This window comes from Vibrio fortis (assembly GCF_024347475.1).
GTDB classification, from domain to species: domain Bacteria; phylum Pseudomonadota; class Gammaproteobacteria; order Enterobacterales; family Vibrionaceae; genus Vibrio; species Vibrio fortis.
The window spans coordinates 3,081,293-3,101,523 of record NZ_AP025487.1 but is presented as its reverse complement, the minus strand read 5'-3'; the positions used below and the strand labels follow the sequence as shown (position 1 = coordinate 3,101,523).

General features: G+C 47.2%; 7 protein-coding genes, 5 tRNA genes, 7 rRNA genes and 1 riboswitch. Of the genes, 17 read left to right on the top strand and 2 right to left on the bottom strand.

Annotated elements, in window-relative coordinates; genetic code table 11:
* Positions 1–289: 289 nt before the first annotated feature.
* Both fabR and OCV50_RS13800 read left to right on the top strand, forming a co-directional pair.
* Positions 290–931 carry an HTH-type transcriptional repressor FabR gene (gene fabR / locus OCV50_RS13805; protein WP_032553397.1) on the top strand — a complete coding sequence of 214 codons (642 nt, stop codon included), beginning with the start codon at positions 290–292 and terminating at the stop codon, positions 929–931.
* Positions 931–1,302 carry a YijD family membrane protein gene (locus OCV50_RS13800; RefSeq protein ID WP_032553398.1) on the top strand — a complete coding sequence of 124 codons (372 nt, stop codon included), beginning with the start codon at positions 931–933 and terminating at the stop codon, positions 1,300–1,302. Before fabR ends, OCV50_RS13800 begins: the two co-directional genes overlap by 1 nt.
* Positions 1,303–1,399: 97 nt before the next feature.
* Here the strand turns inward: OCV50_RS13800 and trmA are convergent, their stop codons facing one another.
* Positions 1,400–2,512, bottom strand: a complete 1,113-nt coding sequence (gene trmA / locus OCV50_RS13795; protein WP_261903291.1) for a tRNA (uridine(54)-C5)-methyltransferase TrmA — start codon at positions 2,510–2,512, stop codon at positions 1,400–1,402.
* Between the two features lie 154 nt (positions 2,513–2,666).
* Positions 2,667–2,871, top strand: a riboswitch (cobalamin riboswitch).
* Between the two features lie 40 nt (positions 2,872–2,911).
* Here trmA and OCV50_RS13790 point away from each other — a divergent pair.
* From OCV50_RS13790 to murI, 3 genes are read left to right on the top strand one after another with little or no spacing between them, the layout of a single operon-like run.
* Positions 2,912–4,837 carry a TonB-dependent receptor family protein gene (locus tag OCV50_RS13790; protein ID WP_261903290.1) on the top strand — a complete coding sequence of 642 codons (1,926 nt, stop codon included), beginning with the start codon at positions 2,912–2,914 and terminating at the stop codon, positions 4,835–4,837.
* Between the two features lie 48 nt (positions 4,838–4,885).
* Positions 4,886–5,557 (top strand): adenine nucleotide alpha hydrolase, encoded by a 672-nt coding sequence (locus OCV50_RS13785; RefSeq protein ID WP_261903289.1) that lies wholly within the window; start codon positions 4,886–4,888, stop codon positions 5,555–5,557.
* Between the two features lie 59 nt (positions 5,558–5,616).
* Positions 5,617–6,417 (top strand): glutamate racemase, encoded by an 801-nt coding sequence (murI, locus tag OCV50_RS13780; protein WP_261903288.1) that lies wholly within the window; start codon positions 5,617–5,619, stop codon positions 6,415–6,417.
* On the opposite strand, the gene OCV50_RS13775 is transcribed toward murI, so the two are convergent.
* Positions 6,380–6,832 carry an RNA recognition motif domain-containing protein gene (locus tag OCV50_RS13775; RefSeq protein ID WP_261903287.1) on the bottom strand — a complete coding sequence of 151 codons (453 nt, stop codon included), beginning with the start codon at positions 6,830–6,832 and terminating at the stop codon, positions 6,380–6,382. The genes murI and OCV50_RS13775 overlap by 38 nt on opposite strands.
* A 591-nt stretch (positions 6,833–7,423) precedes the next feature.
* Here OCV50_RS13775 and OCV50_RS13770 point away from each other — a divergent pair.
* The 12 genes from OCV50_RS13770 to OCV50_RS13715 all read left to right on the top strand — a co-directional run bounded on the left by OCV50_RS13770 (position 7,424) and on the right by OCV50_RS13715 (position 20,215).
* Positions 7,424–8,976, top strand: a 16S ribosomal RNA gene (locus tag OCV50_RS13770).
* A gap of 311 nt (positions 8,977–9,287) precedes the next feature.
* A 23S ribosomal RNA gene (locus tag OCV50_RS13765) occupies positions 9,288–12,179 on the top strand.
* A 90-nt stretch (positions 12,180–12,269) separates the two neighbouring features.
* Positions 12,270–12,385: ribosomal RNA gene (gene rrf / locus OCV50_RS13760) — 5S ribosomal RNA — on the top strand.
* A 349-nt stretch (positions 12,386–12,734) separates the two neighbouring features.
* Positions 12,735–14,287 (top strand): 16S ribosomal RNA (locus OCV50_RS13755).
* Positions 14,288–14,353: 66 nt separating this feature from the next.
* Positions 14,354–14,430, top strand: a tRNA-Ile gene (locus OCV50_RS13750).
* A gap of 40 nt (positions 14,431–14,470) precedes the next feature.
* A tRNA-Ala gene (locus OCV50_RS13745) sits at positions 14,471–14,546 on the top strand.
* 293 nt (positions 14,547–14,839) lie between these two features.
* Positions 14,840–17,731: ribosomal RNA gene (locus OCV50_RS13740) — 23S ribosomal RNA — on the top strand.
* A 119-nt stretch (positions 17,732–17,850) separates the two neighbouring features.
* Positions 17,851–17,966: ribosomal RNA gene (gene rrf / locus OCV50_RS13735) — 5S ribosomal RNA — on the top strand.
* A gap of 346 nt (positions 17,967–18,312) precedes the next feature.
* Positions 18,313–19,865, top strand: a 16S ribosomal RNA gene (locus OCV50_RS13730).
* The 16S, 23S and 5S rRNA genes sit together here with 5 tRNA genes alongside, the layout of an rRNA operon.
* An 88-nt stretch (positions 19,866–19,953) precedes the next feature.
* Positions 19,954–20,029, top strand: a tRNA-Glu gene (locus OCV50_RS13725).
* Positions 20,030–20,031: 2 nt separating this feature from the next.
* Positions 20,032–20,107, top strand: a tRNA-Lys gene (locus OCV50_RS13720).
* Positions 20,108–20,139: 32 nt separating this feature from the next.
* A tRNA-Val gene (locus tag OCV50_RS13715) sits at positions 20,140–20,215 on the top strand.
* Positions 20,216–20,231: the final 16 nt, after the last annotated feature.

Sequence of the window (20,231 nt, the reverse complement as noted above, 5' to 3'; positions counted from 1 at the left end):
GCGAGATTTTAACTGATTCCGTTATTTGGTACATCAAAAGGACATCAGAGAGTCGAGCTGATCACGCAGTGTTACAGAAAAAGTCATATTTGGTATGTTGTATGTCTCCAAATTACAGCTCCGAGATTGAAATTTTGTTCTCGAACGTATTTACTTCGGTACGTGAACAAAGAGGTGTGTCTGATGTCATATATAGCGAGAATGCCTTATAAAATAGAGCGATTCGCGTTATATTTATCTGAGTATTAGGCATGCCTGTTTAGGCTGTAAAAGAAGAATTTAATAAAGTATGAAACCAATGGGAATTCGCGCACAGCAAAAAGAAAAAACTCGTCGAAGCTTAATTGATGCTGCGTTTAGTCAGCTGAGCGCTGATCGTAGTTTTTCAAACCTGAGCTTAAGAGAGGTCGCTCGCGAAGCCGGCATTGCTCCAACTTCTTTTTATCGTCACTTCAAAGATATGGATGAACTCGGTTTGACCATGGTCGATGAGGGCGGCTTGTTGTTGCGTCAATTGATGCGTCAGGCAAGGCAACGAATCGTAAAAGAAGGCAGTGTTATCCGCACCTCGGTTGAAACCTTTATGGAATTCATCGAAAGCAGCCCAAACGTATTCAGACTGTTATTGCGCGAACGTTCGGGTACCTCATTTGAGTTTCGAACAGCCGTCGCAAGAGAAATGCAGCACTTTGTTGCGGAAATGACGGAATATCTAATAGGTACGGGGATGACTCGTGAAGAGGCTTTTACCCAAGCAGAAGCATCAGTCACCTTGGTATTTAGTTCCGGCGCAGAAGCTTTGGATTTAAATAGCCGTGAGCGAGATGAACTTGCTGAGCGGTTGATTATGCAATTGCGAATGATAGCCAAAGGGGCTTATTGGTATCGCAAAGAACGTGAACGTAACCGACTAAAAGGCGGGATTGAATAATGTCGAATGAAAAGAATACTGTGAACCGCGGTTCAGAAAGAAAAACACTAGTACTGGCTCTTGTTGCGGGTGTTTGTGGTGACGCATTGTTATCTTGGGTAACGATGAGCGAAGTTGGTTTCTCTATTTTCCCTCTTATTGCACTAGTACTGGCTGTTCAAGCTCTATACCAAGAGTACCTAGCAAACCCAGTATCTGAAGATATTCCACTAGTAGGCTTAGCGTGTTTCTTCGTTGGTGCATTTGGCCACTCAGCGTTTGTGAAAGCACAGCACCCAGAAGCGGGCTCTAACTTCTTTGCTATTATCGTGGCAATGCTGCTACTCGCATGGGTAGGCAAGAAACTAGGATTCATGTCTAAATCAGCGTAAGTTAAGCTGAATAGATAATAAAAAACGAGCCGCGTGGCTCGTTTTTTTTGATTCAAAGAATCGATCGTCAAAATCGATTCTTTTGTATTCGTTGTTTCTATTTAGCTTTACGCTCTAAGAATACACCGGCTTCCATGTGGTGAGTATATGGGAACTGATCGAACAGAGCAAAACGCGTGATGTTGTGAGTTTCGCTTAGAATGTCTAAGTTCTCTTTAAGCGTGTCTGGGTTACAAGAGATGTACATGATGCGTTCATAGCCTTGTACCATTTTACACGTATCAACATCCATACCTGATCGCGGTGGATCAACAAAGATCGTGTTGCAGTTGTAGCTCTTTAGGTCGACATTCGCTTGTTTTAGACGACGGAACTCGCGCTTACCTTCCATTGCTTCAGTAAAATCTTCCGCCGACATACGAATGATCTGTACGTTGTCGATGTTGTTTGCCGCAATATTGTATTGCGCAGAATCTACTGATGGCTTAGCCAGTTCTGTTGCTAGAACTCGTTCAAAGTTTTGAGCCAGTGCCAATGAGAAGTTACCGTTACCACAGTACAGTTCAAGCAGATCACCTTTGCTTTCCTGAGTACAGTCTACCGCCCATTCCAACATTTTTTCTGCAATCTTGCCGTTCGGCTGCGTGAAGCTGTTCTCTACTTGTTGGTAAATGTAGCTGTCGCCATTCACGTTCAGCTTTTCAATTACGTAGTCTTGGTCTAGCACAATCTTCATCTTACGTGCGCGGCCAATCAGGTTTAGATTGAAACCTTCGTCATTGAGCTGTTGTTTAAGTGCTTTCGCATTTTCGATCCACTCTTCATCAAGCTGACGGTGGTACAGAAGCGATACAAGTACTTCCCCGCTTAACGTTGAAAGGAAGTCCACTTGGAAAAGTTTATGGCGCAGTGATGGGTTACCCTTCATTGCTTCCATTAGTAGTGGCATCAAATCGTTAATAAGACGGCTTGCTGCTGGGAACTGATCAACGCGGTATTTTTCTTTGGTTTCTTGATTGAACATCACGTAGTACATGTCATCACCTTCATGCCATACGCGGAACTCTGCACGCATACGATAATGCTGTTCTGGTGATTCATAGACTTCTAATTCAGGCACATTGTATTGTGAGAACATCTCAGTCAGACGCTCGGTCTTTTCTGCCAGTTGTTCTTGGTAGCGTTGCGGGTTTACATCTAAAGTCGCCATTGTTATGCCTTTTGCTGTGGTGCGTTCAAATCAAGAGCGCAGATTTTATTCAATCACAGCCTCTTGTCCAGTGTTGAGAGCCATTACCTGTAAATTGGCCATGAAAACTATAGCTTATAACTATCTTAGACTAGACAAATTATCCATAGGGCAATACTATCCTTCGCAAGCTGGTGCCATTTAGATGTATAGATGGCTGAAAAGGGAATCTGGTGTAAATCCAGAACTGACGCGCAGCGGTAAAAGAGAACGAGTATTCACTAAGACACTGCATATAGGATTGTGTGGGAAGTCGAATATTAGGTAACCATTGGGTTGAGCTCTTGAGTCCGAATACCTGCCAGCAGCTAAGTCACAGCTGTTGGCTTGGTAGGAATTTACGCGATTTAGGATCACAATATGAACAAATCCCTTTTAGCGATAGCTGTAGCGTCGCTGTTTTCACCTATCTCCAATTTACACGCCCAAGAAACCTCTGCCGATGAAACCATGGTGGTTTTAGCACGCAGCAATAATGTTAATACTATTTCAGATGTTCCATCAAACATTGTGATTATAGACCGCACTGAAATCGAACAAAGTGGTGCAAACTCGTTAGAGTCTTTACTGCGTGGTAGAGCTGGTATTCAAATATCTGACTCAAATAGTGGTGCTGCTTTTTCTTTACGCGGGTTTAGCGGTGAGCAAGCTTCAAGTAACACGCTCATATTGTTAGATGGTCGTCGTTTAAATTCTCAAGATCTAGTCGCACCAAACCTAAATTTTATTCAACTTAAAGATATTGAAACAATTGAGGTTTTGTCTGGGAGTGCTGGTGTTTTGTACGGTGATCAGGCTGTTGGTGGCGTAATCAACATTGTTACTAGAACGCCTTCGGAAAGTTCTACTTCTGTGAGTGCGACTTACGGCAGCTTCAATACCACTATATTGAGTGCGAGCACGTCTGGTAGTGTTACAGATGAAGTAAGTTACCGCTTTTCTGCTACTCAAAATAACTCAGATAACTATCGAGATCACAATGATAGCGAAAATGGGTCAATCTTAGGTTTTGTCGAGTATAGAGATGAAACTCGGAAGTTGTTTGTAGAAGTTGGATATTACGATACAGAAAGACAATATGCTGGTAGCTTAACTGAAGAGCAATTTAAAGAAGATCCAACGCAAGCGAATACAACGTACCCAGATGATTTCAATCATGAGATAACTCGAAGTGTGCGATTAGGTTACGATCAGAAGCTTAATAAAACTTGGACGTTGAAGAATGAAATTATGTTCGATGATATGACAGGACATGGTTTAGCGTATGGTACGGACAAGAAAACGGAAAGCGGTCAGTTGTTTTATGCCGGTCAGTTTGAAGGAACGTTCGATTCGGAAAATGGCTCCCGAAATCTGATTGTCGGCTTAGACTTGTTAAAGAGTCATTACGATTATGCAAGCCCTTGGACTGATAGAGATAATGAGCAAGAGTCTGTAAATATTTATACTCGCTATAGTCACCCACTGACGCAAGATCTAATTGTTAACCTCGGTGGTCGTTATGCGAAAGTAGAAGAACGCGTCACAGATATGGTGCAGTACCCTGATGGACAGGACTTAGATAATGATGCAACAGCTTATGAGTTATCTGCCAATTATCGTATCAACGATAAATCTAGAGTTTATGTCCGTACCGAAAGCAATTTTAGATTTGCAAAAGTTTCGGAGCAATCTTACACCTTCCCTGGTGTTGTTGGATTAAAACCGCAAACTGGTATATCTAATGAGTTCGGTTGGAATTGGAATGACGATCTATTCTCCTTCAGAGTAGACTTATTCAACCTCCAACTAGAAGATGAAATCGTCTACGTAACGGATCCTAGCTCTGGCTCTGGGCGCAATGCTAATGCTGATGCTTCAACACGCAATGGAGCAACGCTTGCCGGTGATTATTATGTTTTTGACGATCTTCTATTAAGTGCTGAATACAGTTATGTTGATGCTGAGTTTACCGAAGGCGTAAATGATGGAAAAGACGTCGCATGGGTAGCCAACCATACAGGTAGAGTCGCACTTGATTATTCATTGACAGAGAGCTTAGGTCTTTATACTGATGCTGTTTATACTGGCGAGAAGTATCGAGATGGTGACAACTCTAATAGCTTAGATAAGCTTGATGCTTATTGGTTGGTAAACGTAGCGGTTAACTACAATTATGATGATTTAACATTGAGCTTTCGCACGGAAAACCTGTTTAATGAAAAATATGCAAGTTATGTATTCTACAGTGGTTGGTACTCGGGGAATGAGAGAGCTTACTACTTAAATGCGACATATGATTTCTAGAATATTAACCGCCTTCGGGCGGTTTTTTCTTATCGATAGATATCCAATATGAAAAAGAAAGTCATCATCAGTTGGTCTTCTGGTAAAGACTCTACGTTAACCCTCGAGCGACTCGTAGAAAGTCATGACTATGAAGTGGTTGGTCTATACACAACTTATGTCGGCGACGAAGTCCCTTTTCAAGCAACCCCAAAAGAAGTGGTCGCCATGCAGGCGGAACTGCTCGGTTTGCCTATCATCATGATTGAGCTGCCGGAAGTGTTCCCATCAAACAAGATTTATCAGAACACTATTGTTAATACACTGAAGCAATCGAATCTAGCCATTGATGCCGTGGCATTTGGCGACATGTTCTGTAATGGCATTGCTGACTATCGTCGAAGCTATATTGAACCTGCTGGCTGGGAGTGTGTATTCCCACTGCTTGGAGAAGATAGTGACAAACTAGCCAATGAGATAATAGATCGAGGTATCGAAACCTTTTTAGTGACCATTGATACCAACGCTTTGTCAGATGAGTATTGTGGCCGCGCCTATACAAAATCATTGGTGGAGAACCTTCCAAATAATATCGATCCTTGCGGAGAGGATGGAGAGTTCCACACTCTAGTTACTAAAGCGCCATCGTTTAATGGAGAAATAAAGATCTCGTTACTCGATATAGACAAAGGAGAGCGCTTTGTTCATCAACGCTACTTGGCTAACATAAGTCGTGACTAAGTTGGCGATTAATAAGTGAAGGGGTATGATTGCTGCGAACTTTCTTATAGGTAGATGCAGTGTTAGGCGAGCAACTAAAAAACATACTGGTGTTTGATTCGGGAGTGGGGGGCTTATCTGTCTACAAAGAGATAAACAAGCTACTGCCTAATCATAACTATATCTATGTCTTCGATAACGAAGCGTACCCTTATGGCGAACTAGATCAGCAGGTTCTGATTGAGCGAGTTCAGCGAATAGTGACTAGTTTTGTTGAAAGCCATGCTATCGATATCGTTGTGATTGCATGCAATACCGCAAGTACCATTGTTCTTCCCACCTTACGTGCTAGTCATACCATTCCTATAGTTGGTGTAGTTCCGGCAATTAAACCAGCCTCTCTTCTGGCAAACAAAGCCGTTGGTCTGATTGCAACGCCTGCAACCATTACCCGTCAATATACACATGACCTAATTAAAAGCTTTTCTAGTGATAAACACGTTGAACTCTTGGGGTCGACAAAGCTTGTGGATATGGCTGAAGAGAAATTGCGTGGAGAGCAGATTAATCTCGAGGAATTGGCTCAAATCCTCAGTCCAATGATTAATCTTGTGGATGTCGCTGTATTAGGGTGTACACATTTCCCGTTGATAAAAGAAGAGATCCAAAGCGTCATGGGAAAAGAAGTCATGCTGGTGGACTCAGGCAATGCGATCGCCAATCGTGTACAAAGCTTATTAGAAGTGGAAAGTGAAGATAAAGTGGCTGGAAAAAGAGAAGTATATTGTAGTGCACCCCTAAGAAAAGAAGGTGCACTTAATAGAACATTAAAAGGAATGGGTTTTACGTCTGTTCAGATCCGTCCGCTTCAGGGTGCTTAGGGTCATTCGCTATACGTACTTTCAATGTACGCTGCATATAATCTTTATCATTTAAGCTAGCAATGGCGTTATTGACATCGTTGCTGGCCATCACGACAAAACCAAATCCTCTTCTTTTACCTGTGCGCTTATCTTTCATTAGTCTGACGGCAAAAACTTCACCGTGTTCAGAGAAAAGTTCGCGAACGTGTGATTCATTGGCTTTATATGGAAGGTTACCTACATATAGGGTTTGAGTTGAAGCTTTAGGTTCTGAATCTGATTTTGTGTCTGAGCTTGAAAGGTTAAGAATAAAAGCAGAAGCCAAGACACCGAGAACGAAAGTAATTGCAGGCGATATATCAACCTGTGAAAACACAATGCCGCCTAATACAGCCAGTGCGACAATTAACAACATCGATTTTTTTGAATTCATATCGGATTACTACATATTAATAAACGAAATAGACGCATCTACTATTAACAAAATAGACACATGAATCTTACGTTCATGGTTTGTATTTTTCCAATGTATTGCTGTGATGCGTCTCAAATGTTTAGTTTTTATTCAAAATAAGCGCTTTTGATGGCTTTTTAGTCGAACGAAATTTTTATTTTAAAAAGCCCTTGCGCTCCATTCGAATCTCTCTATAATGCCGCCTCACCGACACGGAGTGAGACGGAAGTCACACACTGAAATCGGTAGAGAAAAAAGAGTTTGAAAATAACGCTTGACTCTCAAAACGGTGCGAGTATAGTACGCACCCCTAGCGAGTGAGATATGAATCACAAAACGCTAGAAGCTCTTTAAAAATTAGAACCTATCAATCTGTGTGGGCACTCGTTGATGAATATCACTAAGTTTGTTTTCGCTTTTATAAGCAAAGGCAAACAGATACTTCGGTATCAAAATGATTTCAATGAACTGAGTGACCAATTAAGACCTCGGTCTTAGCACAGTCAATTCACAGTCACTATTCGTAAGAATAGGGAATGTAATCAGTATTCATTGAGTCGACAAAATCTTAAATTGAAGAGTTTGATCATGGCTCAGATTGAACGCTGGCGGCAGGCCTAACACATGCAAGTCGAGCGGAAACGAGTTATCTGAACCTTCGGGGAACGATAACGGCGTCGAGCGGCGGACGGGTGAGTAATGCCTAGGAAATTGCCTTGATGTGGGGGATAACCATTGGAAACGATGGCTAATACCGCATGATGCCTACGGGCCAAAGAGGGGGACCTTCGGGCCTCTCGCGTCAAGATATGCCTAGGTGGGATTAGCTAGTTGGTGAGGTAATGGCTCACCAAGGCGACGATCCCTAGCTGGTCTGAGAGGATGATCAGCCACACTGGAACTGAGACACGGTCCAGACTCCTACGGGAGGCAGCAGTGGGGAATATTGCACAATGGGCGCAAGCCTGATGCAGCCATGCCGCGTGTATGAAGAAGGCCTTCGGGTTGTAAAGTACTTTCAGCAGTGAGGAAGGGGGTGTCGTTAATAGCGGCATCTCTTGACGTTAGCTGCAGAAGAAGCACCGGCTAACTCCGTGCCAGCAGCCGCGGTAATACGGAGGGTGCGAGCGTTAATCGGAATTACTGGGCGTAAAGCGCATGCAGGTGGTTTGTTAAGTCAGATGTGAAAGCCCGGGGCTCAACCTCGGAACTGCATTTGAAACTGGCAAACTAGAGTACTGTAGAGGGGGGTAGAATTTCAGGTGTAGCGGTGAAATGCGTAGAGATCTGAAGGAATACCAGTGGCGAAGGCGGCCCCCTGGACAGATACTGACACTCAGATGCGAAAGCGTGGGGAGCAAACAGGATTAGATACCCTGGTAGTCCACGCCGTAAACGATGTCTACTTGGAGGTTGTGGCCTTGAGCCGTGGCTTTCGGAGCTAACGCGTTAAGTAGACCGCCTGGGGAGTACGGTCGCAAGATTAAAACTCAAATGAATTGACGGGGGCCCGCACAAGCGGTGGAGCATGTGGTTTAATTCGATGCAACGCGAAGAACCTTACCTACTCTTGACATCCAGAGAACTTAGCAGAGATGCTTTGGTGCCTTCGGGAACTCTGAGACAGGTGCTGCATGGCTGTCGTCAGCTCGTGTTGTGAAATGTTGGGTTAAGTCCCGCAACGAGCGCAACCCTTATCCTTGTTTGCCAGCGAGTAATGTCGGGAACTCCAGGGAGACTGCCGGTGATAAACCGGAGGAAGGTGGGGACGACGTCAAGTCATCATGGCCCTTACGAGTAGGGCTACACACGTGCTACAATGGCGCATACAGAGGGCGGCCAACTCGCGAGAGTGAGCGAATCCCAAAAAGTGCGTCGTAGTCCGGATTGGAGTCTGCAACTCGACTCCATGAAGTCGGAATCGCTAGTAATCGTAGATCAGAATGCTACGGTGAATACGTTCCCGGGCCTTGTACACACCGCCCGTCACACCATGGGAGTGGGCTGCAAAAGAAGTGGGTAGTTTAACCTTCGGGAGGACGCTCACCACTTTGTGGTTCATGACTGGGGTGAAGTCGTAACAAGGTAGCCCTAGGGGAACCTGGGGCTGGATCACCTCCTTATACGAAGATATTCACGATAAGTGTCCACACAGATTGATGGTTTTGAAGCGAAAGCTTCGAGCTATTATTGCTCTTTAACAATTTGGAAAGCTGACTGATTTAAATAACACAGTTATTTAAATCAAATTAAAAGTTCTCAATGTTTATCCTTTGGATAAACACAACACAAACACATTCAAGTGTCTTGTATTCGATTCAAATTTAATTTGAATCACCATTGAGTCCGGCAAACACGTAATAAGAACTAACCCTTCTTATTACAACCAAAACCTTGGTTAGTTGCCATACACTAAGACCCTTTCGGGTTGTATGGTTAAGTGACTAAGCGTACACGGTGGATGCCTTGGCAGTCAGAGGCGATGAAGGACGTATTAACTTGCGATAAGCCCAGATTAGGTAGTAAAAACCTTTTGAGTCTGGGATTTCCGAATGGGGAAACCCACTTACACAAGTAAGTATCTTGTTGTGAATACATAGCAGCAAGAGGCAAACCGGGGGAACTGAAACATCTAAGTACCCCGAGGAAGAGAAATCAACCGAGATTCCGAAAGTAGCGGCGAGCGAAATTGGATTAGCCCTTAAGCTTTTAATGATGCAGGTGAAGGCTCTGGAAAGTGCCGCAATAAAGGGTGATAGCCCCGTAACCGACACATCATAATCAGTGAAATCGAGTAGGGCGGGACACGTGATATCCTGTCTGAATATGGGGGGACCATCCTCCAAGGCTAAATACTACTGACTGACCGATAGTGAACCAGTACCGTGAGGGAAAGGCGAAAAGAACCCCTGTGAGGGGAGTGAAATAGAACCTGAAACCGTGTACGTACAAGCAGTAGGAGCGGGCATTGTCCCGTGACTGCGTACCTTTTGTATAATGGGTCAGCGACTTATATTCAGTGGCAAGGTTAACCGTTTAGGGGAGCCGTAGGGAAACCGAGTCTTAACTGGGCGTTCAGTCTCTGGATATAGACCCGAAACCAGGTGATCTAGCCATGGGCAGGTTGAAGGTTGAGTAACATCAACTGGAGGACCGAACCGACTAATGTTGAAAAATTAGCGGATGACTTGTGGCTAGGGGTGAAAGGCCAATCAAACCTGGAGATAGCTGGTTCTCCCCGAAAGCTATTTAGGTAGCGCCTCGGACGAATACTACTGGGGGTAGAGCACTGTTAAGGCTAGGGGGTCATCCCGACTTACCAACCCTTTGCAAACTCCGAATACCAGTAAGTACTATCCGGGAGACACACGGCGGGTGCTAACGTCCGTCGTGGAGAGGGAAACAACCCAGACCGCCAGCTAAGGTCCCAAAGTATAGCTAAGTGGGAAACGATGTGGGAAGGCTCAGACAGCCAGGATGTTGGCTTAGAAGCAGCCATCATTTAAAGAAAGCGTAATAGCTCACTGGTCGAGTCGGCCTGCGCGGAAGATGTAACGGGGCTAAGCTATACACCGAAGCTGCGGCTGCACACTTTAGTGTGCGGGGTAGGGGAGCGTTCTGTAAGCCGTTGAAGGTGGTCTGTAAGGGCTGCTGGAGGTATCAGAAGTGCGAATGCTGACATGAGTAACGATAAAGGGAGTGAAAAACTCCCTCGCCGGAAGACCAAGGGTTCCTGTCCAACGTTAATCGGGGCAGGGTAAGTCGACCCCTAAGGCGAGGCCGAAAGGCGTAGTCGATGGGAAACGGGTTAATATTCCCGTACTTCTTACAATTGCGATGGGGGGACGGAGAAGGCTAGGTGGGCCTGGCGACGGTTGTCCAGGTTCAAGTACGTAGGCGGAAAGTTTAGGTAAATCCGGACTTTCTTAACGCTGAGATACGATGTCGAGCCACTACGGTGGTGAAGTCATTGATGCCATGCTTCCAGGAAAAGCCTCTAAGCTTCAGATTGTAAGGAATCGTACCCCAAACCGACACAGGTGGTCGGGTAGAGAATACCAAGGCGCTTGAGAGAACTCGGGTGAAGGAACTAGGCAAAATGGTACCGTAACTTCGGGAGAAGGTACGCTCTTATCGGTGAAGTCCCTCGCGGATGGAGCTGACGAGAGTCGCAGATACCAGGTGGCTGCAACTGTTTATTAAAAACACAGCACTGTGCAAAATCGTAAGATGACGTATACGGTGTGACGCCTGCCCGGTGCCGGAAGGTTAATTGATGGGGTTAGACTTCGGTCGAAGCTCTTGATCGAAGCCCCGGTAAACGGCGGCCGTAACTATAACGGTCCTAAGGTAGCGAAATTCCTTGTCGGGTAAGTTCCGACCTGCACGAATGGCGTAATGATGGCCACGCTGTCTCCACCCGAGACTCAGTGAAATTGAAATCGCTGTGAAGATGCAGTGTACCCGCGGCTAGACGGAAAGACCCCGTGAACCTTTACTACAGCTTGGCACTGAACATTGACCCTACATGTGTAGGATAGGTGGGAGACTTTGAAACCGCGTCGCTAGATGTGGTGGAGTCGTCCTTGAAATACCACCCTTGTAGTGTTGATGTTCTAACGTTGGTCCCTGAATCGGGATTACGGACAGTGCCTGGTGGGTAGTTTGACTGGGGCGGTCTCCTCCCAAAGAGTAACGGAGGAGCACGAAGGTGGGCTAATCACGGTTGGACATCGTGAGGTTAGTGCAATGGCATAAGCCCGCTTGACTGCGAGAATGACAATTCGAGCAGGTGCGAAAGCAGGTCATAGTGATCCGGTGGTTCTGAATGGAAGGGCCATCGCTCAACGGATAAAAGGTACTCCGGGGATAACAGGCTGATACCGCCCAAGAGTTCATATCGACGGCGGTGTTTGGCACCTCGATGTCGGCTCATCACATCCTGGGGCTGAAGTCGGTCCCAAGGGTATGGCTGTTCGCCATTTAAAGTGGTACGCGAGCTGGGTTTAGAACGTCGTGAGACAGTTCGGTCCCTATCTGCCGTGGGCGTTGGAAGATTGAAGGGGGCTGCTCCTAGTACGAGAGGACCGGAGTGGACGAACCTCTGGTGTTCGGGTTGTCATGCCAATGGCATTGCCCGGTAGCTAAGTTCGGAATCGATAACCGCTGAAAGCATCTAAGCGGGAAGCGAGCCCTGAGATGAGTCTTCCCTGGCGCTTTAAGCGTCCTAAAGGGTTGTTCAAGACTAGAACGTTGATAGGCAGGGTGTGTAAGCGCTGTGAGGCGTTGAGCTAACCTGTACTAATTGCCCGTGAGGCTTAACCATACAACACCCAAGGGGTTTTGATGGACTCATAAGATATAAGCACTTGAATGAGTTTAGAGAATAAACAGCTTTCCGAATTTTAAGAATTTGCTTGGCGACCATAGCGTTGTGGACCCACCTGATTCCATGCCGAACTCAGAAGTGAAACGCAATAGCGCCGATGGTAGTGTGGGGCTTCCCCATGTGAGAGTAGGACATCGCCAGGCTTCTATTTACTTTCATTTTTTAGAAAAATGAAAACAAAATAGCGACTTTGCTTAGTATCTAAGCAAGTCACCATAAAGTTCTAAATAAATTTAGAGTTTTATGTTGACTTACAGAGTCAATCGCGTATTATACGCATCCGCTTCAACGCTAAAGCGTTGATAGCAAAGCTCTTTAACAATTTAAACCTATCAATCTGTGTGGGCACTCGTTGATGAATATCAAAAATGAAACTTCGGTTTCAACTTGATTTCAATGAACTGAGTGACCAATTCGAATCGTAAGATTCGGCACAGTCAATTCAACATTACTATGTAATGTAATCAGTATTCATTGAGTCGACAAAATCTTAAATTGAAGAGTTTGATCATGGCTCAGATTGAACGCTGGCGGCAGGCCTAACACATGCAAGTCGAGCGGAAACGAGTTATCTGAACCTTCGGGGAACGATAACGGCGTCGAGCGGCGGACGGGTGAGTAATGCCTAGGAAATTGCCTTGATGTGGGGGATAACCATTGGAAACGATGGCTAATACCGCATGATGCCTACGGGCCAAAGAGGGGGACCTTCGGGCCTCTCGCGTCAAGATATGCCTAGGTGGGATTAGCTAGTTGGTGAGGTAATGGCTCACCAAGGCGACGATCCCTAGCTGGTCTGAGAGGATGATCAGCCACACTGGAACTGAGACACGGTCCAGACTCCTACGGGAGGCAGCAGTGGGGAATATTGCACAATGGGCGCAAGCCTGATGCAGCCATGCCGCGTGTATGAAGAAGGCCTTCGGGTTGTAAAGTACTTTCAGCAGTGAGGAAGGGGGTGTCGTTAATAGCGGCATCTCTTGACGTTAGCTGCAGAAGAAGCACCGGCTAACTCCGTGCCAGCAGCCGCGGTAATACGGAGGGTGCGAGCGTTAATCGGAATTACTGGGCGTAAAGCGCATGCAGGTGGTTTGTTAAGTCAGATGTGAAAGCCCGGGGCTCAACCTCGGAACTGCATTTGAAACTGGCAAACTAGAGTACTGTAGAGGGGGGTAGAATTTCAGGTGTAGCGGTGAAATGCGTAGAGATCTGAAGGAATACCAGTGGCGAAGGCGGCCCCCTGGACAGATACTGACACTCAGATGCGAAAGCGTGGGGAGCAAACAGGATTAGATACCCTGGTAGTCCACGCCGTAAACGATGTCTACTTGGAGGTTGTGGCCTTGAGCCGTGGCTTTCGGAGCTAACGCGTTAAGTAGACCGCCTGGGGAGTACGGTCGCAAGATTAAAACTCAAATGAATTGACGGGGGCCCGCACAAGCGGTGGAGCATGTGGTTTAATTCGATGCAACGCGAAGAACCTTACCTACTCTTGACATCCAGAGAACTTAGCAGAGATGCTTTGGTGCCTTCGGGAACTCTGAGACAGGTGCTGCATGGCTGTCGTCAGCTCGTGTTGTGAAATGTTGGGTTAAGTCCCGCAACGAGCGCAACCCTTATCCTTGTTTGCCAGCGAGTAATGTCGGGAACTCCAGGGAGACTGCCGGTGATAAACCGGAGGAAGGTGGGGACGACGTCAAGTCATCATGGCCCTTACGAGTAGGGCTACACACGTGCTACAATGGCGCATACAGAGGGCGGCCAACTCGCGAGAGTGAGCGAATCCCAAAAAGTGCGTCGTAGTCCGGATTGGAGTCTGCAACTCGACTCCATGAAGTCGGAATCGCTAGTAATCGTAGATCAGAATGCTACGGTGAATACGTTCCCGGGCCTTGTACACACCGCCCGTCACACCATGGGAGTGGGCTGCAAAAGAAGTGGGTAGTTTAACCTTCGGGAGGACGCTCACCACTTTGTGGTTCATGACTGGGGTGAAGTCGTAACAAGGTAGCCCTAGGGGAACCTGGGGCTGGATCACCTCCTTATACGAAGATATTCACGATAAGTGTCCACACAGATTGATACGGTTTAGAAAGTTAAGAGACGATATTGGGTCTGTAGCTCAGCTGGTTAGAGCGCTCGCCTGATAAGCGGGAGGTCGGTGGTTCAAGTCCACTCAGACCCACCACTATCTTTTCCCAGAGATAGCGGTCAATATCGATTTCGTTGGGGCTATAGCTCAGCTGGGAGAGCGCCTGCCTTGCACGCAGGAGGTCAGCAGTTCGATCCTGCTTAGCTCCACCATCTTTAAGCATTCTTACGAGTGTGTTTAAAAATGGTTCAGAAATGAATCTGCTCTTTAACAATTTGGAAAGCTGACTGATTTAAATAACAGAGTTATTTAAATCAAATTAAAAGTTCTCAATGTTTATCCTTTGGATAAACACAACACAAACACATTCAAGTGTCTTGTATTCGAATCAAACTTAGTTTGATTCACCATTGAGTCCGGCAAACACGTAATAAGAACTAACCCTTCTTATTACAACCAAAAACCTTGGTTAGTTGCCATACACTAAGACCCTTTTGGGTTGTATGGTTAAGTGACTAAGCGTACACGGTGGATGCCTTGGCAGTCAGAGGCGATGAAGGACGTATTAACTTGCGATAAGCCCAGATTAGGTAGTAAAAACCTTTTGAGTCTGGGATTTCCGAATGGGGAAACCCACTTACACAAGTAAGTATCTTGTTGTGAATACATAGCAGCAAGAGGCAAACCGGGGGAACTGAAACATCTAAGTACCCCGAGGAAGAGAAATCAACCGAGATTCCGAAAGTAGCGGCGAGCGAAATTGGATTAGCCCTTAAGCTTTTAATGATGCAGGTGAAGGCTCTGGAAAGTGCCGCAATAAAGGGTGATAGCCCCGTAACCGACACATCATAATCAGTGAAATCGAGTAGGGCGGGACACGTGATATCCTGTCTGAATATGGGGGGACCATCCTCCAAGGCTAAATACTACTGACTGACCGATAGTGAACCAGTACCGTGAGGGAAAGGCGAAAAGAACCCCTGTGAGGGGAGTGAAATAGAACCTGAAACCGTGTACGTACAAGCAGTAGGAGCGGGCATTGTCCCGTGACTGCGTACCTTTTGTATAATGGGTCAGCGACTTATATTCAGTGGCAAGGTTAACCGTTTAGGGGAGCCGTAGGGAAACCGAGTCTTAACTGGGCGTTCAGTCTCTGGATATAGACCCGAAACCAGGTGATCTAGCCATGGGCAGGTTGAAGGTTGAGTAACATCAACTGGAGGACCGAACCGACTAATGTTGAAAAATTAGCGGATGACTTGTGGCTAGGGGTGAAAGGCCAATCAAACCTGGAGATAGCTGGTTCTCCCCGAAAGCTATTTAGGTAGCGCCTCGGACGAATACTACTGGGGGTAGAGCACTGTTAAGGCTAGGGGGTCATCCCGACTTACCAACCCTTTGCAAACTCCGAATACCAGTAAGTACTATCCGGGAGACACACGGCGGGTGCTAACGTCCGTCGTGGAGAGGGAAACAACCCAGACCGCCAGCTAAGGTCCCAAAGTATAGCTAAGTGGGAAACGATGTGGGAAGGCTCAGACAGCCAGGATGTTGGCTTAGAAGCAGCCATCATTTAAAGAAAGCGTAATAGCTCACTGGTCGAGTCGGCCTGCGCGGAAGATGTAACGGGGCTAAGCTATACACCGAAGCTGCGGCTGCACACTTTAGTGTGCGGGGTAGGGGAGCGTTCTGTAAGCCGTTGAAGGTGGTCTGTAAGGGCTGCTGGAGGTATCAGAAGTGCGAATGCTGACATGAGTAACGATAAAGGGAGTGAAAAACTCCCTCGCCGGAAGACCAAGGGTTCCTGTCCAACGTTAATCGGGGCAGGGTAAGTCGACCCCTAAGGCGAGGCCGAAAGGCGTAGTCGATGGGAAACGGGTTAATATTCCCGTACTTCTTACAATTGCGATGGGGGGACGGAGAAGGCTAGGTGGGCCTGGCGACGGTTGTCCAGGTTCAAGTACGTAGGCGGAAAGTTTAGGTAAATCCGGACTTTCTTAACGCTGAGATACGATGTCGAGCCACTACGGTGGTGAAGTCATTGATGCCATGCTTCCAGGAAAAGCCTCTAAGCTTCAGATTGTAAGGAATCGTACCCCAAACCGACACAGGTGGTCGGGTAGAGAATACCAAGGCGCTTGAGAGAACTCGGGTGAAGGAACTAGGCAAAATGGTACCGTAACTTCGGGAGAAGGTACGCTCTTATCGGTGAAGTCCCTCGCGGATGGAGCTGACGAGAGTCGCAGATACCAGGTGGCTGCAACTGTTTATTAAAAACACAGCACTGTGCAAAATCGTAAGATGACGTATACGGTGTGACGCCTGCCCGGTGCCGGAAGGTTAATTGATGGGGTTAGACTTCGGTCGAAGCTCTTGATCGAAGCCCCGGTAAACGGCGGCCGTAACTATAACGGTCCTAAGGTAGCGAAATTCCTTGTCGGGTAAGTTCCGACCTGCACGAATGGCGTAATGATGGCCACGCTGTCTCCACCCGAGACTCAGTGAAATTGAAATCGCTGTGAAGATGCAGTGTACCCGCGGCTAGACGGAAAGACCCCGTGAACCTTTACTACAGCTTGGCACTGAACATTGACCCTACATGTGTAGGATAGGTGGGAGACTTTGAAACCGCGTCGCTAGATGTGGTGGAGTCGTCCTTGAAATACCACCCTTGTAGTGTTGATGTTCTAACGTTGGTCCCTGAATCGGGATTACGGACAGTGCCTGGTGGGTAGTTTGACTGGGGCGGTCTCCTCCCAAAGAGTAACGGAGGAGCACGAAGGTGGGCTAATCACGGTTGGACATCGTGAGGTTAGTGCAATGGCATAAGCCCGCTTGACTGCGAGAATGACAATTCGAGCAGGTGCGAAAGCAGGTCATAGTGATCCGGTGGTTCTGAATGGAAGGGCCATCGCTCAACGGATAAAAGGTACTCCGGGGATAACAGGCTGATACCGCCCAAGAGTTCATATCGACGGCGGTGTTTGGCACCTCGATGTCGGCTCATCACATCCTGGGGCTGAAGTCGGTCCCAAGGGTATGGCTGTTCGCCATTTAAAGTGGTACGCGAGCTGGGTTTAGAACGTCGTGAGACAGTTCGGTCCCTATCTGCCGTGGGCGTTGGAAGATTGAAGGGGGCTGCTCCTAGTACGAGAGGACCGGAGTGGACGAACCTCTGGTGTTCGGGTTGTCATGCCAATGGCATTGCCCGGTAGCTAAGTTCGGAATCGATAACCGCTGAAAGCATCTAAGCGGGAAGCGAGCCCTGAGATGAGTCTTCCCTGGCGCTTTAAGCGTCCTAAAGGGTTGTTCAAGACTAGAACGTTGATAGGCAGGGTGTGTAAGCGCTGTGAGGCGTTGAGCTAACCTGTACTAATTGCCCGTGAGGCTTAACCATACAACACCCAAGGGGTTTTGATGGACTCAAAACATTGTTTCCGCTTTAAAAAGCAGAGGCAAACAAGAGCACTTGAATGAGTTTAGAGAATAAACAGCTTTCCGAATTTTAAGAATTTGCTTGGCGACCATAGCGTTGTGGACCCACCTGATTCCATGCCGAACTCAGAAGTGAAACGCAATAGCGCCGATGGTAGTGTGGGGCTTCCCCATGTGAGAGTAGGACATCGCCAGGCTTCTATTTACTTTCATTTTTTAGAAAAATGAAAACAAAATAGCGACCTTGCTTAGTATCTAAGCAAGTCACCATAAAGTTCTAAATAAATTTAGAGTTTTATGTTGACTTACAGAGTCAATCGCGTATTATACGCATCCGCTTCAACGCTAAAGTGTTGATAGCAAAGCTCTTTAACAATTTAAACCTATCAATCTGTGTGGGCACTCGTTGATGAATATCAAAAATGAAACTTCGGTTTCAACTTGATTTCAATGAACTGAGTGACCAATTCGATAATTTATTATCGGCACAGTCAATTCACTATCGTTAGATAGAATCAGTATTCATTGAGTCGACAAAATCTTAAATTGAAGAGTTTGATCATGGCTCAGATTGAACGCTGGCGGCAGGCCTAACACATGCAAGTCGAGCGGAAACGAGTTATCTGAACCTTCGGGGAACGATAACGGCGTCGAGCGGCGGACGGGTGAGTAATGCCTAGGAAATTGCCTTGATGTGGGGGATAACCATTGGAAACGATGGCTAATACCGCATAACGCCTACGGGCCAAAGAGGGGGACCTTCGGGCCTCTCGCGTCAAGATATGCCTAGGTGGGATTAGCTAGTTGGTGAGGTAATGGCTCACCAAGGCGACGATCCCTAGCTGGTCTGAGAGGATGATCAGCCACACTGGAACTGAGACACGGTCCAGACTCCTACGGGAGGCAGCAGTGGGGAATATTGCACAATGGGCGCAAGCCTGATGCAGCCATGCCGCGTGTATGAAGAAGGCCTTCGGGTTGTAAAGTACTTTCAGCAGTGAGGAAGGGGGTGTCGTTAATAGCGGCATCTCTTGACGTTAGCTGCAGAAGAAGCACCGGCTAACTCCGTGCCAGCAGCCGCGGTAATACGGAGGGTGCGAGCGTTAATCGGAATTACTGGGCGTAAAGCGCATGCAGGTGGTTTGTTAAGTCAGATGTGAAAGCCCGGGGCTCAACCTCGGAACTGCATTTGAAACTGGCAAACTAGAGTACTGTAGAGGGGGGTAGAATTTCAGGTGTAGCGGTGAAATGCGTAGAGATCTGAAGGAATACCAGTGGCGAAGGCGGCCCCCTGGACAGATACTGACACTCAGATGCGAAAGCGTGGGGAGCAAACAGGATTAGATACCCTGGTAGTCCACGCCGTAAACGATGTCTACTTGGAGGTTGTGGCCTTGAGCCGTGGCTTTCGGAGCTAACGCGTTAAGTAGACCGCCTGGGGAGTACGGTCGCAAGATTAAAACTCAAATGAATTGACGGGGGCCCGCACAAGCGGTGGAGCATGTGGTTTAATTCGATGCAACGCGAAGAACCTTACCTACTCTTGACATCCAGAGAACTTAGCAGAGATGCTTTGGTGCCTTCGGGAACTCTGAGACAGGTGCTGCATGGCTGTCGTCAGCTCGTGTTGTGAAATGTTGGGTTAAGTCCCGCAACGAGCGCAACCCTTATCCTTGTTTGCCAGCGAGTAATGTCGGGAACTCCAGGGAGACTGCCGGTGATAAACCGGAGGAAGGTGGGGACGACGTCAAGTCATCATGGCCCTTACGAGTAGGGCTACACACGTGCTACAATGGCGCATACAGAGGGCGGCCAACTCGCGAGAGTGAGCGAATCCCAAAAAGTGCGTCGTAGTCCGGATTGGAGTCTGCAACTCGACTCCATGAAGTCGGAATCGCTAGTAATCGTAGATCAGAATGCTACGGTGAATACGTTCCCGGGCCTTGTACACACCGCCCGTCACACCATGGGAGTGGGCTGCAAAAGAAGTGGGTAGTTTAACCTTCGGGAGGACGCTCACCACTTTGTGGTTCATGACTGGGGTGAAGTCGTAACAAGGTAGCCCTAGGGGAACCTGGGGCTGGATCACCTCCTTATACGAAGATATTCACGATAAGTGTCCACACAGATTGATACGGTTTAGAAAGTAAAAGAGACGAAGATATCCCAATATCTTCATGCAGTGTCCCGTTCGTCTAGAGGCCTAGGACACCGCCCTTTCACGGCGGTAACAGGGGTTCGACTCCCCTACGGGATACCATTGGGTCGTTAGCTCAGTTGGTAGAGCAGTTGACTTTTAATCAATTGGTCGCAGGTTCGAATCCTGCACGACCCACCATTCTTTCTCCGCGAAGGAATTAAAACTATCGTGGGCGATTAGCTCAGTTGGGAGAGCACCTGCCTTACAAGCAGGGGGTCACTGGTTCGAGCCCGGTATCGCCCACCATTCTCTAAATATTCTT

Coding starts and splice junctions, on each gene's coding strand:
- OCV50_RS13785 (WP_261903289.1), top strand. CDS start 4,886: ATGAAAAAGAAAGTCATCATCAGTTGGTCTTCTGGTAAAGACTCTACG.
- OCV50_RS13775 (WP_261903287.1), bottom strand. CDS start 6,832: ATGAATTCAAAAAAATCGATGTTGTTAATTGTCGCACTGGCTGTATTA.
- fabR (WP_032553397.1), top strand. CDS start 290: ATGAAACCAATGGGAATTCGCGCACAGCAAAAAGAAAAAACTCGTCGA.
- trmA (WP_261903291.1), bottom strand. CDS start 2,512: ATGGCGACTTTAGATGTAAACCCGCAACGCTACCAAGAACAACTGGCA.
- OCV50_RS13800 (WP_032553398.1), top strand. CDS start 931: ATGTCGAATGAAAAGAATACTGTGAACCGCGGTTCAGAAAGAAAAACA.
- OCV50_RS13790 (WP_261903290.1), top strand. CDS start 2,912: ATGAACAAATCCCTTTTAGCGATAGCTGTAGCGTCGCTGTTTTCACCT.